The 14,400-nt window shown below is 48.1% G+C and carries 12 protein-coding genes; 7 read left to right on the top strand and 5 right to left on the bottom strand.

Annotation, left to right across the window (positions count from 1 at the left end; all coding sequences use genetic code 11):
• Positions 1-190 precede the first annotated feature (190 nt).
• From LG288_RS02840 to wecA, 5 genes are all read right to left on the bottom strand, one after another.
• The gene (locus LG288_RS02840; protein ID WP_404401835.1) at positions 191-679 is read right to left on the bottom strand and encodes a hypothetical protein; all 489 of its coding nucleotides are present in this window, start codon (positions 677-679) and stop codon (positions 191-193) included.
• 19 nt (positions 680-698) lie between these two features.
• Positions 699-2,924: a S8 family serine peptidase gene (locus LG288_RS02835; RefSeq protein WP_404401833.1), complete on the bottom strand. Its 2,226-nt coding sequence runs from the start codon at positions 2,922-2,924 to the stop codon at positions 699-701.
• Positions 2,925-3,039: 115 nt separating this feature from the next.
• Positions 3,040-3,777 carry a 3'(2'),5'-bisphosphate nucleotidase CysQ gene (cysQ, locus tag LG288_RS02830; protein ID WP_404401831.1) on the bottom strand — a complete coding sequence of 246 codons (738 nt, stop codon included), beginning with the start codon at positions 3,775-3,777 and terminating at the stop codon, positions 3,040-3,042.
• 139 nt (positions 3,778-3,916) lie between these two features.
• Positions 3,917-5,383 carry a glucose-6-phosphate isomerase gene (gene pgi / locus LG288_RS02825; protein ID WP_404401829.1) on the bottom strand — a complete coding sequence of 489 codons (1,467 nt, stop codon included), beginning with the start codon at positions 5,381-5,383 and terminating at the stop codon, positions 3,917-3,919.
• 11 nt (positions 5,384-5,394) lie between these two features.
• Positions 5,395-6,453, bottom strand: a complete 1,059-nt coding sequence (gene wecA, locus LG288_RS02820; protein ID WP_404401827.1) for a UDP-N-acetylglucosamine--undecaprenyl-phosphate N-acetylglucosaminephosphotransferase — start codon at positions 6,451-6,453, stop codon at positions 5,395-5,397.
• A 160-nt stretch (positions 6,454-6,613) separates the two neighbouring features.
• Between wecA and LG288_RS02815 the strand changes: the two genes are divergently transcribed.
• Genes LG288_RS02815 through LG288_RS02785 form a run of 7 tightly spaced genes read left to right on the top strand, consistent with a single transcriptional unit; the run spans position 6,614 to position 14,398 of the window.
• Entirely contained in the window at positions 6,614-7,948 is a 1,335-nt protein-coding gene (locus LG288_RS02815; protein WP_404401825.1) for a UDP-glucose dehydrogenase family protein, read from the top strand.
• 25 nt (positions 7,949-7,973) lie between these two features.
• Positions 7,974-8,888, top strand: coding sequence for a Wzz/FepE/Etk N-terminal domain-containing protein (locus tag LG288_RS02810; protein WP_404401823.1), 915 nt, complete (start codon positions 7,974-7,976; stop codon positions 8,886-8,888).
• Between the two features lie 39 nt (positions 8,889-8,927).
• Positions 8,928-10,196 carry a flippase gene (locus LG288_RS02805; RefSeq protein WP_404401821.1) on the top strand — a complete coding sequence of 423 codons (1,269 nt, stop codon included), beginning with the start codon at positions 8,928-8,930 and terminating at the stop codon, positions 10,194-10,196.
• Positions 10,197-10,202: 6 nt separating this feature from the next.
• Positions 10,203-11,363 carry a polysaccharide pyruvyl transferase family protein gene (locus LG288_RS02800; protein ID WP_404401819.1) on the top strand — a complete coding sequence of 387 codons (1,161 nt, stop codon included), beginning with the start codon at positions 10,203-10,205 and terminating at the stop codon, positions 11,361-11,363.
• 1 nt (position 11,364) lies between these two features.
• Positions 11,365-12,450, top strand: a complete 1,086-nt coding sequence (locus tag LG288_RS02795) for an EpsG family protein (RefSeq protein WP_404401817.1) — start codon at positions 11,365-11,367, stop codon at positions 12,448-12,450.
• Positions 12,447-13,538: a glycosyltransferase gene (locus LG288_RS02790; protein WP_404401815.1), complete on the top strand. Its 1,092-nt coding sequence runs from the start codon at positions 12,447-12,449 to the stop codon at positions 13,536-13,538. The genes LG288_RS02795 and LG288_RS02790 overlap by 4 nt, the downstream gene beginning before the upstream one ends.
• Positions 13,523-14,398 carry a glycosyltransferase gene (locus tag LG288_RS02785; RefSeq protein WP_404401813.1) on the top strand — a complete coding sequence of 292 codons (876 nt, stop codon included), beginning with the start codon at positions 13,523-13,525 and terminating at the stop codon, positions 14,396-14,398. The genes LG288_RS02790 and LG288_RS02785 overlap by 16 nt, the downstream gene beginning before the upstream one ends.
• The last annotated feature ends 2 nt before the right edge of the window (positions 14,399-14,400 follow it).

Here is a 14,400-nt window from a genome sequence, read left to right as displayed (position 1 = left end):
ACCACAAATTACGTTGCAGTTTTATTGCGGCCGGGGGATTGCTGTGTCGCGTCAGGGACGCGACCTACATAAAACATGTCGCGTCAGGGACGCGACCTACGTAAAACGTGTTGCGTCCCGCAATAACGAGCGCCCATAAAAAAACCGCTTCTTTCGAAGCGGCTTTTTCATAACAATGCTGCTGATAAACTTAACGCAGCACGTCTGACTCGCGCAAGGCCTCGACGATTTCGACATCGACGTTACTGACGCCGGTATAGTCCATCATGTCGCGACGTAACTGCAGCATGTCGGTACCTTCCGGCGCTCGCAATAATACAAGATTAAGACGCCCGTAGACCCGCTCTACCGTCAGCCCGAATTGCTGAGCCAGCTCGTCGGCATTTGCACCCTCAGTTAATACCGATACGACGCCCGAAACAAAGGCTTCTTTGCCCGAAAGGGTATTAACCATCTCGGTGCCGGCTAACAAACGCTCACCGGAGCGATCCGCCAGGTTAGTGTCGTCTGCCGGCTTCGGCTCGTTAATAAACTGATAGGTTTTATAGTCACGTTCACCGCCGGTAAAGGCTGATGCCTGTTCGTCCTTTTGCGGCTGTGGCACCGGCAATTCCTGTGCACAAGCGCTGGCCACCATCAGGCTGGAAACGGCCAGGGTTACAATACTTATTGATTTCATAGTCTTTCTCCAGCTGTTTTTATTGGTGACCAAAGGCGCGCACGGCAATAGCTTCCAGGCGTGTCGGCGTACTGTTATTAGCAAAAGTCGCTTCCTGTGCACCGCCCAGCGCACGGCCGTCTGCTACTAAGTCGCTGCCGTTGGTGTCGACCAGACGCACAGTCCACTCACCGCCTGACGGCTCACCATAAAATGCATTCGCTAAAAACACCGTGTCTTCCAGGATGTATTCACTACAGAATCCATCGGCACCGACGTTAATTGCCTGTCGTCCGGTCAGCAGCTGTGTTTTAGTACCAGCCGGTGAAGTCACTTCAACGGCCAGGTCGTTACCGGCTGTCGTTAACTGGCAACCGGCCAAGTCGTCGTTAGCTACCGTTAAGCGGAACTGTAAACCTTCCAGAGTTAAGCCGGCAGGTGCTTCAAAGCTATAGCTTGCGCCTTCGGCGTTATTGTCAGGCACATCGATGGCCGTTTCCGGAGAGACATCCAGCCAACCGGTCGATGCTAATTGGCCCATACTGCCGGGCGTCATAGATTTGGCCATACGCACCGCTTCGCCGGCATCAACTCGGCCAAAACCGTATTTTAGGTTAAAGTTATAGCCAGCGCTGTTGGTTACCCAGCCAGCGTCAGCAACAAACTCGCCCTCACCTACGCTTAGCACGACACCTTCATCGTCTGCATCAACCTGAGTTGAGGTATTGGCAAGGATGTGACGAATTTCACGGGCAGTTAAGTCCGGATTCGCTGAGCCAATCAAAGCAACCACACCCGAGGTGTTTGGAGCCGCAGAAGACGTACCATTAAAGGTCGAGGTGTTATTACACCCCGGGTTTTCCGGATGGCCCGGCGCATTAAACGGATAAAGGCCTGCAAAATAGCCCGGAACACCTGTTGATTGGTCAAGAGCATCCTGGCGTGGGAAGCTTGAGTAACCCTGCAGACAGGTTGACTGGTCCGTTGTCACCATCGCCGGTGCAGCATAACCGTATTCGCCCGCCGGTGCCGAAACAAAGACGTTTGAGCCGGCCGTTGAATAGCTGGTGTGGTTGCCATCAGAGTTAACAGCAGCAACTGTGGTGGTAAAGAAACTTGCGTTAGATGGGTCCAGGTTACCGTTTAGACAACTTAAACCTAAGCTTGTTGCACCACTGGCATCACAAATACCGGCAAAGTAGCCGGCGTTGCCGGTGCTTCCAAAAGAGTTGCCCGCAGATTTAACATTCAGTGCCCCTTTACCGTCACGTAAAGCCAGCATCACATATTGCTCGAAGGATTCATCGGTTGCAGAGGAATACAGTGCAAACGGCAGCGAGATACCGTAACTGCGGTTATAAGCAATCACCTCATCAGACTGAGACACTCCGCTACCTGGCAGACCGTGACTGAGCGCCGCGTTAAGTATGGTCTGCGTACCCTGCCCGCCTAAATAGTTAACACCGAACACTTTAGCCATTGGCGCAACACCACGGCCACCTTCTTCGTTACCGGCAACCGCTGCGATTAACCCGGCAACCGAGGTTCCATGATCGCCCGTTAGCGAGGTACTGGTAGGATCGGATTTATTAAGTGCACCGGGAACCACATTCAAAGACAAGTTAGCGGCAACATTCGCCTGTAAGTCGGGGTGATTAATTTCCAGACCCGAGTCAACAACACCGACCATCATGCCCTGGCCAAAAGCGCCCTGCACGTGAGCATCGACGACATTCATGTCTTCGCCAGCCTGAAAAACTGACTCATCGAAGAAAATTTCCCGGGCCGTCTCTTCCGGATAACCCAGAATATTCACCAGGAAGTCCAGAAACTCATCGCTTTGTGAGTAAGATTTCTGCCCCGTGTTACGCAAGTGCCACTGCTGATAGGCCAGCGGATCGCCGGCAATACCGGAAACTTGCACTTGCGTGGTGGTTGTTTCGATACCATCGCTGACACTGATCTGCAATGTCGCAGGGTCTGCGCTTAAGGGCAGATAAGAAAAGTGACCGCTACCATCAATTGAAACCGTTCCGGGGGCTTCCTCTCCCTCGGCCGTCATGACACTGGCAGAAAAAGTTAACGAATCATTATTCGCATCAGTAGCGGTCACCTGACCGGTGACAGGGACCCACTGCAGGCCCCCGTTAATATCCTGTGCGCTCACATCAGGCGCAAAATTAGTATCTCCGTCACCGCCACAGGCGGCCAGGCCGAGCAGTACAGCAACTGACAGTGACGTCAGTTTAAAAGCGTTGTGCGCCATTGGAACCTCTTTGTTATTCAGTTGTTAATACGCACCGCCATAGTACAAACATTCTCAAACACTTTGTAACAGAGATTGTTACAAAGTGTTTCTATAAGCAGTGGCTCTTTCTCGCTTAAGGCCGGGCAATAAAATGAGGGTTCAAAAAAGAGGATTTCTGGTTATAGCGCAGGGGCTGCTCATCAAGCGTTGTCAGCGAACCACCGGCGGCATTTAATACCGCATGAGCGGCAGCTGTATCCCACTCTGAGGTTGGTCCTAGCCGGGGATATATGTCAGCTTTACCTTCAGCTACCAGACAAATTTTTAACGAACTGCCCATAGGTACCATTTCGTACGGCTTGCCTAAAGCGTCCAGCCAGTCGATAGTTTCCGGAGAAGGGTGAGAACGCGAACCAACAACCCTCAAGGTTGCAGGCGGCTCAGACTGCACCTGTATAGGCTGGCCGTTTAAAAATGCACCTTTGTCACGCTCACCGGTATACATGGCATCAAGTACCGGTGCGTAGACAACACCACAAATCGCCTCACCATTTTCAATCAAAGCGATGTTAACGGTAAACTCGCCGTTTCGCTTAATAAATTCTTTGGTGCCATCAAGCGGATCCACCAGCCAATAGCGGTGCCAATGCCGGCGTAAATCCCAGTCGATATCAGCCGACTCCTCGGAAATAATCGGATACTGCACAGAAAGCTTGCTCAGTCCGTCAACAATCACATGATGCGCCGCAAGGTCAGCTTTTGTCAGCGGACTGTCATCGCCCTTAAGCTGCACGTCAAAGTCATCGCTGTTGTAAATTTCCATAATCGCCGCACCGGCATCACGGGCAATCGTTTCTAAATCCTTTAGCATGATTGTCTCCTTAAAGATTTTTTTACCACAGAGTCCACAAAGGACACGGAGAAAAAATTTAGCGGTAAACACCAAGTCTCAGTCCTTATGTTTACGTTATATATAATTTCTCAGTGTTCTCCGTGCACTCAGTGGTGAATCATTTTTGTTTTTGAGTCGCTGCTATCAGCTGAGCAGTGGACTCATCGGTACCCTCAAGTTGGGTACCTTTTTCGATAGCATCCAGCACGTCGATAGCGATCTTTTTGCCCTTCTCGACACCCGGCTGATCAAAGGAGTTAATCTGCCAGATGACACCCTGCGTAAACACCTTGTGCTCATACGCGGCCAGCAGCGCGCCGAAACTCTCAGGCGTCAGCTCGTCCATGACCAGAGCATTAGACGGGTGGCCTCCGGGATAATGATTGCGCGGCTCACCGTTATCAGACCCAAACCACATCAACCGCCGGTGGGCCAGTGCATTTGCCACCGCCAGCCGCTGTTGTTTCGCCAGCGACTCAGCTACCGGAGCTTCAAACCCCGGCGCTTTGCGGGACAGCACGATAATAAAATCGGCCGCAAACTCATCATAGCCCTGATGTAAATGCTGAAAAAAAGCGTGCTGGCCATTAGGCCCAAAACCGCCCCAGATGATTGGTCCGGTGGCATATTCAATGGCCTTACCGTTATAGCCGGCACTTTTGCCGTTACTTTCCATATCCAGCTGCTGCAAGTACGAAGGCAGCATCCGCAGGCGCCCGTCGTAAGGTAAAATCGCCAGATTATTGATACCGCGCTGCTGGCGGTTATAAACACCGTATAAAGCCATCAGTACCGGTATGTTTTCAGCCACCGGCGCCTCAACAAAATGTTTGTCCATGGCTTCAGCGCCCTGCAGCATGCGCTCGAACACCCGCACGCCGGTAGCCAGCGCAATGCTTAAACCGATGGCTGACCACAGCGAATAGCGCCCGCCGACCCCTTCACCAAAGGTTAACTGGTGCGCAGCCGGAATACCGTAGTCGATCATTTTTTTGGCATTTGAGGACACACCGATCACATGCTCAGCCAGCCACTGGCTCTCAGTAAGGGTCGGCTGGATCCACTCCCGCACCGTATCAACATTCGCAAAGGTATCAATGGTACCGAAAGACTTAGACGCAATAACAAACAGCGTAGTCTCGGGATCAACAATGGGCAGTACCGCGTAAAGCTGGCCACCGTCCATGGAAGAAACAAAATGCACATTAAGGCTGTGCAGGGGCGAGTCATCAGCAAATTCCTTCAGCGCAAAAGCACCCATTTGTGGGCCGAGATCCGAACCGCCGACGCCGATATTTACCACATCGGTAATCGGTTTTCCGGTCGCACCCAGCCAGCGACCCGAGCGCAACTTGCGCACCATCTCACAAAAACGGCTGCTTTTTTTACTGTCGACAACGGAATGTATTGAGCGGGTCAGGCAGTGGGTAACGGGGCGGCTTTCTGTGACATTCTTAAAATCGCCGCTGAGCAAGTTACTTTTCAGCTGTTGAAAGTTATCAGGTAGCTGAACCTTACTTTGTATCGCGTTCGCATCAAGCCCCTGAAAGTCCGAATCAAGAGAAAGGTGAGGTCCATTTAACATCCGTTAATCCTTCAGGTTTTATTAATCCCGCGCCAACGTCTTAACCATTTTGACAATAGCCAGATGTGCTGCAATGACAGGCAGTAGGCAAAAAACAAAGTCAGGAATAAACCAAACATAAACCATTCGGGTACCTGATATTGCTCACCGAGGATCCCAACCACTGCGAAAACGACAGCCACCAGCGAAATAATGCCCAGGCTCTGCACTGGTGTAAAACCAACGCGTAAAAATATATGGTGTATGTGTTCCCGATCGGGCTCAAAGGGGCTTTGCCCTTTTTTCATACGGCGAAACATAATCGCCGTCATGTCCATCAGCGGCAAGGCAATCAGCCAAAGGCCGGTGACGGGCCGAAACAGAGGGTCGCTGCCCTGAGTATTCATCACCAACAGCCAGACCACAGTTAAACCAATCAGCATCGACCCGGCGTCGCCCATAAACACTTTAGGTACACGCTTAAAGGGCCAGCGTAGGTTAAACATCAGGTAGGCAATGGTCGCTCCGACAAAGGTCAGTACCACCACGCTCCAGTTACCGCTTTGCAGCCCCAGGTAAGAAATGCCCAAAAAGGTAACCAGCGCCATCGTGCCCGCCAGACCATCGATACCATCGACCATATTAAAGCAGTTAATGGCCGCCAGCACGGCCACAATGGTAATAAATGGCGCTAAAGGCCCCAGGTTGACATCACCCAGGCCCACCAAATTACCAAAAGACGCCAGCTGCATGTCGGCGCCAAAAACCAGAATCGAGGCGATAAGAACCTGAGCGACAACACGTAATGACACGCGTAAATCGTAGCGATCGTCCAGTACGCCAATAAAGACAATAAAACCACAAGAAATTAAGTAAAGAGCCAGTAACTGCGTGTATTCAGCAAAAATTACACAGGACAGCAACAGCGCTCCGAACATGGCGATGCCGCCAATTAAGGGCACATGCCCGGCATGAACTTTGCGCTTAGTAGGAACGTCAACTAAGCCGATACGTTCCGCTACCGGACCTAACCAAACCATCGCCAACATACAACCCAAAAAAGTCAGCAAAATTACGCCAATGGCTGGCATGCAATCTCTCCGTGCAGTATCAAAATGAAGATTTTCCGTAAAGGAGTAACATAATAGCCTAATTTTACAGTACTGTGAATGACCATTACCCGCTAAGACACTTTTACCCAGCCAGGGATTGGGGTATCATCTTCAGACTTTTTTACGGAAGAAGAGTGACATGAAGGTTTCAGTTTTTGGATGTGGTTATGTCGGTTTGGTTCAGGCCGCGGTTATGGCAGAATGCGGACACAAAGTAACCTGCGTTGATATCGACCAACAGCGCGTCGATAATTTAAAAAAAGGCATTGTTGATATATATGAACCCGGTTTATCCGCGGTCATCACCACGCAACAGGACAAAGGCCACCTGACCTTTTCTGCTGAGGGCGCCAGTGCCATCGCCGACCAGGACGCCATTTTCATTGCCGTGGGCACACCCGAATCTGAAAACGGTCAGGCCGATATGCGTGCCGTTTATGCGGTCGCAACCGAAATCGGCCAGAAAATGACTCAGCCGTCGGTGGTTGTCATCAAATCAACGGTGCCACTTAAAACAGCTGACAAACTAAAAGCCATCATACAAGAGCAGCTGGATAAGCGCGGCGAAGCCCTTAACTTTGATGTGGTGTCAAACCCCGAGTTTTTAAAAGAAGGCAGCGCCCTTACGGATTGTCGCAAGCCAGACCGTATTATTATCGGCACCGAACAGCAGAACTCTCGCGAGGTCATGCTGGAGCTTTATGCCCCCTTTAACCGTAATCACGATAAAATCATTTTTATGGACAACGTTAGTGCAGAGCTGACCAAATACGCCGCTAACTGCATGCTGGCCACAAAAATCAGTTTTATGAACGAAATGGCCAATATCGCCGATTTATGCGGCGCCGATATCGACGATGTCCGTCGGGGCATCGGCTCTGATCCACGCATCGGCTATCACTTTATTTACCCCGGCTGTGGCTATGGCGGCTCGTGCTTTCCGAAAGACACTATTGCCCTGCTCAGCTGCGCCGAAGAGCTGGGCTACCAGGCCGAGATGCTAACATCCGTGCGCAGCGTTAACGCGCGGCAAAAAGAAAAACTGGGTAAAGCCGTTATCGAACAGTTTGGTGACAGCCTACAAGGGCAGACCTTCGCACTCTGGGGTATTGCCTTTAAACCCAACACCGACGATATTCGTGAGGCACCCAGCTTAGAAGTTTTAAAATTACTGCTAAACGCCGGCGCTGATGTGAACGTGTTTGATCCCCAGGCGCTGGATAATCTGAGAAAAGAAAAGCTGGACGCAGACACCACCGGCACCATCCATTATTGTGACTGCCCCTATCAGGCCACCGAAAACGCAACGGCACTGATTTTATGCACCGAGTGGAAAGAGTTCTGGGCGCCCGAGTGGGACACCTTAAAACACAACTTAAAAACACCGATGATATTTGATGGTCGTAACCTGTTCGACCCACAAGATATGGCAGAGTTAGGTTTTGTTTATCGCGGTATTGGCCGTCGTAATTAATCGGCGAAATTAAAGGAATCCAGTGATGAAAAACGACGTCAATATTATTGAGATCTGGCAGGTCGCATGGCGCAAAAAGTGGTTTATTATTGCGTTTACCTCAATATTTGCTGTGTTGAGCGTTGTTATCGCTTTATCATTACCCAACATCTACCGGGCCCATGTGACCGTCGGCCAGTCCGAAGAGTCTAAAAGTGGTGGGCTAAGTGGTCTTGCAAGTCAGCTTGGTGGGCTTGGTTCTATTGCTGGCTTGGGAGGCCTGAGTGCTCAACAGACCGACAAAGGAGCTATTGCCCTCGAAATTTTAAGTTCACGAGCATTCCTTTCTGAGTTCATTACTAAGTATGACATTTTACCCGAGGTTATGGCGGCAGAAGAGTGGAGTCCTATATCAAGGAAACTAAGCTACGACACTGACATCTACAACCCAGAAACCGGTGAGTGGACGCGTGACGTAGAACCGCCTAAAAAGCCTCAACCTTCGATGTGGGAAGCAGTGGACGAGTTCCGTAATAATATTCTGGTCATCGAGCAGGATAAAGAAACAGGGTTTGCGACCATTGTCGTTTTCCATCCTTCCCCGGAAATTGCCTCTGTCTGGGCAACGCGACTCCTTGCCGATTTGAATAAAGTTATGCGTCTGCGCGATGTTACTGAAGCAGAAAGAAGTATCGCGTACCTCGAAGAACGCATGCAAGAAACTCGCCTTACCAGTATGCAAGACGTTTTTGCCGAACTCATTGAGCAACAAATGCAAACTATGATGTTGGCCAATGTCCGTGATGAATATATTTTTGAAACGCTCGACCCGGCAGTAGAACCCGAGAAAAAAGCTAAGCCCAACAGACCTTTGATTTGTGTTGTCATAACTTTATTAGGCGGGATAATAGCAACCTTAATTGTTCTTTTTCGCCACTTTTATCGAGAAAGCAGCAACTAGCCCAAAATGAGTCGACACGCTTTTACTAATTCGGCCTGGATGATGGCAGAAAAAGTCATCACCATGGGTGTTAACCTGTTCGTAACGCTCTGGCTAGCGCGAAAGCTAGGTCCCGAAACCTTTGGTTCACTCAGCTATGTGCTTGCTGTTGTCGCAATAGTGACGCCTTTATCGGCTCTTGGTCTGAACGCATTAATAACTCGAGAAGTGGTCAAACATGGACCTGCTACTGAGCATAAGGTAGTTGTTACCGCAACAACACTACGAGTCATTGGCGCCGCTTTAGGCGCGCTGCTTTGCATCTTATATGCTATTTTTTGGCAGCACCCTAAATCCGAAATGCTTGCACTGACAGTAATCTCGGTTGGTGCACTTGGCATGGCTTTTAATGGTATCGAATATTGGTTCCAGGCACACAGTAAAGCAAAGTGGATGGTTCAGGCCCGGTTAACCATCGTTTTAGTTGCTGCTTTAGCCAAGTGTATTGCTGTGTATTTCAGCACCTCATTATTGCTGGTGGCGTCAATATTCGCCGCCGAATTTGCGCTTATTGGTGTGGGTTTCATCGTTCAGTACACCCGGAAGCGATTCTGCACGCAACCAACGAGCATTGACTGGAGCTATGGTAAACAGCTGATTGGACAATCTAAGTGGTTGTTGCTGTCTAGTCTTGCTGCTGTTATTTATTTAAAAATTGACCAGGTAATGCTGGCAAACCTGGTGTCTCGCCAGGAGGTCGGTTTTTACGCTGTAGCTGTTCGCCTATCCGAAGTATGGTACTTTTTTGCCGAGGCCATTGTTGTCAGTTTTTTCCCAATGCTACTAAGACTAAAAGGGGAAAACATTCAAGAATACCGAAAACGGCTGCAACAATTATCCGACGCTTTGTTATTTATTGCCGTAGTCTTGGCCGTCGTAGTTGGATTTATCGCGACTCCGGTTATAAATCTGTTATTTGGTTCTGATTATCTGCCCGCTGCTAACTTACTGACAATTCATATTTGGGCAGCATGCTTCGTATTTATGCGAGCGGTAGCAAGCAAATGGCTAATTGCTGAGGACTTATTACCTTACTCCTTGGTTAGCCACGGTATCGGAATGGTAATAAATGTGGGCTTGAATCTATGGCTGATTCCGATATATGGAGGCGTTGGTGCTGCATTAGCAACCGTTATCTCATATGCCGGCGCCGGATTTATCGGCTTTTTTATATTTACTTCAACACGCCCAATCGCGTGGGTTATGTTACGATCTATTTTTGTATTCCCGACACTCGGGCGGCGTTATTGGCATTCCCAAAAGGAGTAGACAGCGGTGGTAAAGCCTAAATTAATAGAGGTCAAAGGGGTTCAGTTTGTCAATAAAGGCGCTGAGCTTATGCTTTATGCTATTAAACAACAGATTGAGAATTTATGGCCGAATGCGTCAGTTGTTTTAGCACCCAACCCCTACTCACCTTACTACGAGCGAGTAGCTGTTAATGCCTATCAGAAACTTTCATTAAGAAAACATCGGCTTGATGTCAATGCACTCTCTTATCAACTGCCAACTAAATTAAAAAGTTATCTTAAACACAGTTGGGGAATCATCACTGAGTCTGATATAGATTTGGTGCTAGACGCTTCAGGGTTCGCTTATGGTGATCAGTGGGGTTCACTCAAAATTAAGCACTTGACCAGTGAACTTAAGCGTTATCATAAAAACAACATTCCCTATATATTTTTGCCTCAGGCATTGGGGCCCTTCACCCGAAGTAAAGATATTAAACAACTTAAACAAGGGCTACCGCTGGCTACTTTTATTGCCGCCAGAGAAGAGACAAGCTTTGAGCATATTAAAAGCGTCATAGGTAAAGCTGATAATTTGTATCAGTTTCCTGATTTTACCAACTTGGTAACGGGTATCGTTCCCGATTACTTCACTGGTGGCGATAATAAAGTTCTTTTTATCCCTAATAGCAACATGGTCGGCGCACGTAATACCCATAAACCAGAATGGCGCACGAAATACATCAATGTGTTGTTAAACGGCATTCAAGTCGTGAAAGAAATGGGATTAGAGCCCGTACTTCTCAACCATGAGGGCAGTGGCGACGCTGCTCTGTGTCAACAATTGAAGCAACAGTCTGAAATTGATATTGATATTATTGAAGAGCCACATCCATTAAAAGTAAAAGGCATTATTGGCGCGTCTAAAGCGGTCGTCTGTTCACGGTTTCACGGCTGTGTGAGTTCGCTTTCTCAAGCAGTACCATGCTTAGGTACAAGCTGGAGCCATAAATACGAGCGCCTGTTTGAAGACTACGAAGTTAAAGAGCTCTTACTTGAACCAAATATGGACCGCCTTCAGTTTAAAAAAACACTTGAACAGGCCCTCACAAAAGAAACTGCGCAGCAGTTAGCAGAGAAATCTGAACAACTTAAAAAGAATACTAAAGAGTTATGGGCTAACATTAAATCGACCGTCGAGGCATAAAGTGGTTTATCCTGCATATGGCCTAATTATTACTATCGCCGTTGCAGTCTACCTATGGTGGCCAAACCAACGCTCTAAACTGCTCCCGGCCTTAGTAGCGATTACCGGCTTTTCAGTCTACGTTGCCCTGCGTGGTGCCTACGCAGGCAGCGACACAATAAACTACGTAAACGCTTTTATACAATTACAAACCGTTACATTTGATTATTTATCGATAACAACAACCTTTATTTCCAACGGTGTCACAGCAGCTGAACCCGGCTTTATTTTGCTAGCTTACGCCGTAAAGTGGCTTCAATTGCCTTATGAGTTTTTTCTGGGGATAACCGCTTTTGTATCTCTTGTCGCTCTATATATAGGTTATCGCAAGCTATCTCCCGATGCATTTTTGGCGACTATTTTATATCTGTTTTCAATAACGGCAGTATCGTTACAGGCAAACGTTATAAGACAAGCTATTGCCGTTGGCATGTTCATAGTTGCAGTCGCTTATCTAACAGAGCGAAAGCATTTTAAGTTTTTATTTTTCAGTGTTTCCGCCGGATTATTTCACATTTCTGCATTTGCACTGGTGCCACTTTTAGTAATCTCGATATTTATAAGACGACACATTATATTTTGGCTTGGTGTTGTTTTTGCTTTAGGCCTCGCTTTAACAGGTCTGTTTGGTAGTTTTTTATCGCTCTTTATTGGCGGCGTATTTTTAACCAAAATACAGACCTATTTCCAATTCGGCTTCGAGGCTTTGTTAACCTTTAAGCTGCTTTCGTTTTTTATTTTTTACGCATTCCTGTTATTTCTTCGCGAACAGGCCGAAACAGATGATGAGAGATATCAACTGAATACGCTCTCGCTTGTTTACATCGCATGTTTTTTCTTACAGGCTTTTTTCATGGGCGATGAAGTCGCTAGCGAGCGCTTTGGCTTGTACCGATTTGCACTTGAACCTGTCATTATTTCTTTCCTCCCCATTGTAACTCGACAACCCGATTTAACTCGCGCTGCAGTGATTTTTTTAGCAATGGTTTATGGCTTTATCGTATATAACCTGCCAACGGTAGTTAATATGTTAGGAGGTTATTCATGACTAAAATAACCATGCTAGCGCCCGCTAATGTAAACCATACTCATAAATGGGCGCATAATTTAGCAGGCCGGGGCTATCAGATTCATTTAATCACACAGCACCCAGCGGCCGAGTCTTATAATGAGTCAATCAAAATAACGCAGTTACCATTTCGGGGCACCAAAGGGTATTTTTTAAATGCGGCGAAAGTTAAGGCATTACTTAGCGCTGAAGATCCAGGCATCGTGCACGCTCATTATGCCAGTGGCTATGGCACGTTAGCGGCACTGAGTGTTAAACAACCTTATTTGCTATCGGTTTGGGGCTCAGACGTCTATTTGTTTCCTTATCGCTCTTGGCTACACCGCCAGTGGATAGACTTTTCGTTAAAGCGTGCGTCGCATATCGCATCAACCAGCCACGCCATGGCTGATCAAGTAATCAGCCTTATTGGTCCAAGGGATATCGACGTAACTCCTTTTGGTGTCAATATTGAGAGCTTCCATACCCGGCGTCCGGCCTTTTCAAACGACACTATAACTATCGGCACCGCCAAAAAACTGGAATGGCGTTATGGAGTTGATGTATTGATTCAGTCGTTTAAGTTATTGCTGGAGCAGGTTGATCAGCAAACATTTAACCGGTTACGCCTTCGATTAATCGGCGAGGGTTCCAAACGCAACGAGCTGCAGCAACTCGCCAGCCAGTTAGGCGTTGGAAAAAAAGTGGAGTTTGTCGGGGCAGTATCAAGCACCGAGGTGGTCAATGAACTCGAAAAAATTGATATTGTGGTACTTAGTAGTCGAGTAGAAAGCTTTGGCGTGTCAGCGATCGAGGCATTAGCCGCCAGGCGCCCGACTATTGCCGCCGACGTTGGTGGGCTACCTGAAATTATCAAACATGAACAAACAGGTTTGTTATGTGCACCTGATAAACCGGCACAGTTCGCCGGTGCAATATTGCGTTATATCAGCGATAACCACTTTGCAAAAAATTTAGCCGAGCAAGGTTATAAGTTTGCCAGTGAAACATATTCAGAAGCAGCAACAACAGACACAATGTGTGAGACATTAGAGCTTTTTCGGAAAAACAAATGCAACAACCTTTAGTTACTGTCTACATTGCAACGCACAACCGTCCTGAAATGCTGCGCAGGGCATTAAGGTCGGTGTATGCTCAGACTTACCCGCATCTTGAAATTATCGTCGTAGATGACGGTTCAGCGCCATCGGCGGAAAAAGGCTTAGTGAACGATATTGCGGAAAAAAAGATTCGCTTTATTCGCAACGAAACGCCTGAAGGCGCTTGCAGTGCCCGCAACAAAGCAATTGCAGCGGCAACCGGCAGTTACATTACCGGACTGGACGATGATGATGCATTTACTCCCGGACGCATCGAGAACTTGATTAATGCATTCAGGCACTCGCCCCGCTCTTTATCATGTGTCGCAAGTTGTATTACAGAACAAACGTCAGCCGGCGCAATAACCCGGCAATTCGACAGCGGCGTTGTAACAATCGACATGCTTCGTCATTACAACTTCCTGGGCAACCAGGTGTTAACCCGCACCGAGTTCTTACAAAAAATCGGCGGTTTTGATGAATCACTACCCGCATTTCAGGACTATGACACCTGGCTGCGACTGGTTAAACAATTCGGTCCAGCGCTAAAAATATCTGATCCCAGCTACATTTGGTACACCGCGCACGAAGCGCAGCGTATTTCCGGCAGTTCTGAAAAGCGTCAAAGAGCCTTTCAAGCTTTTATGAGTAAACACAGTGAAGACATGAACCAACAGCAGTTAAATTCGATGGAATTAATTCGAAAAAAAGTTTACGGCCAACCTATCGGTTATAGAGATGCTATAAAGCTCATGAACCGTTACAATCGTCGCTCTGTGATTGCCCAGCTTGTGAATCATCGAGCCAAGGGGCTCAAGCGACTAATTAACGCACTACGTTTGCGGTAAAG

The sequence above is a fragment of the Idiomarina seosinensis genome (assembly GCF_044797955.1).
GTDB classification, from domain to species: Bacteria; Pseudomonadota; Gammaproteobacteria; order Enterobacterales; family Alteromonadaceae; genus Idiomarina; species Idiomarina seosinensis_A.
The sequence above is the reverse complement of the archived record's forward strand: the minus strand, read 5'-3'. Positions and strand labels throughout refer to the sequence as shown.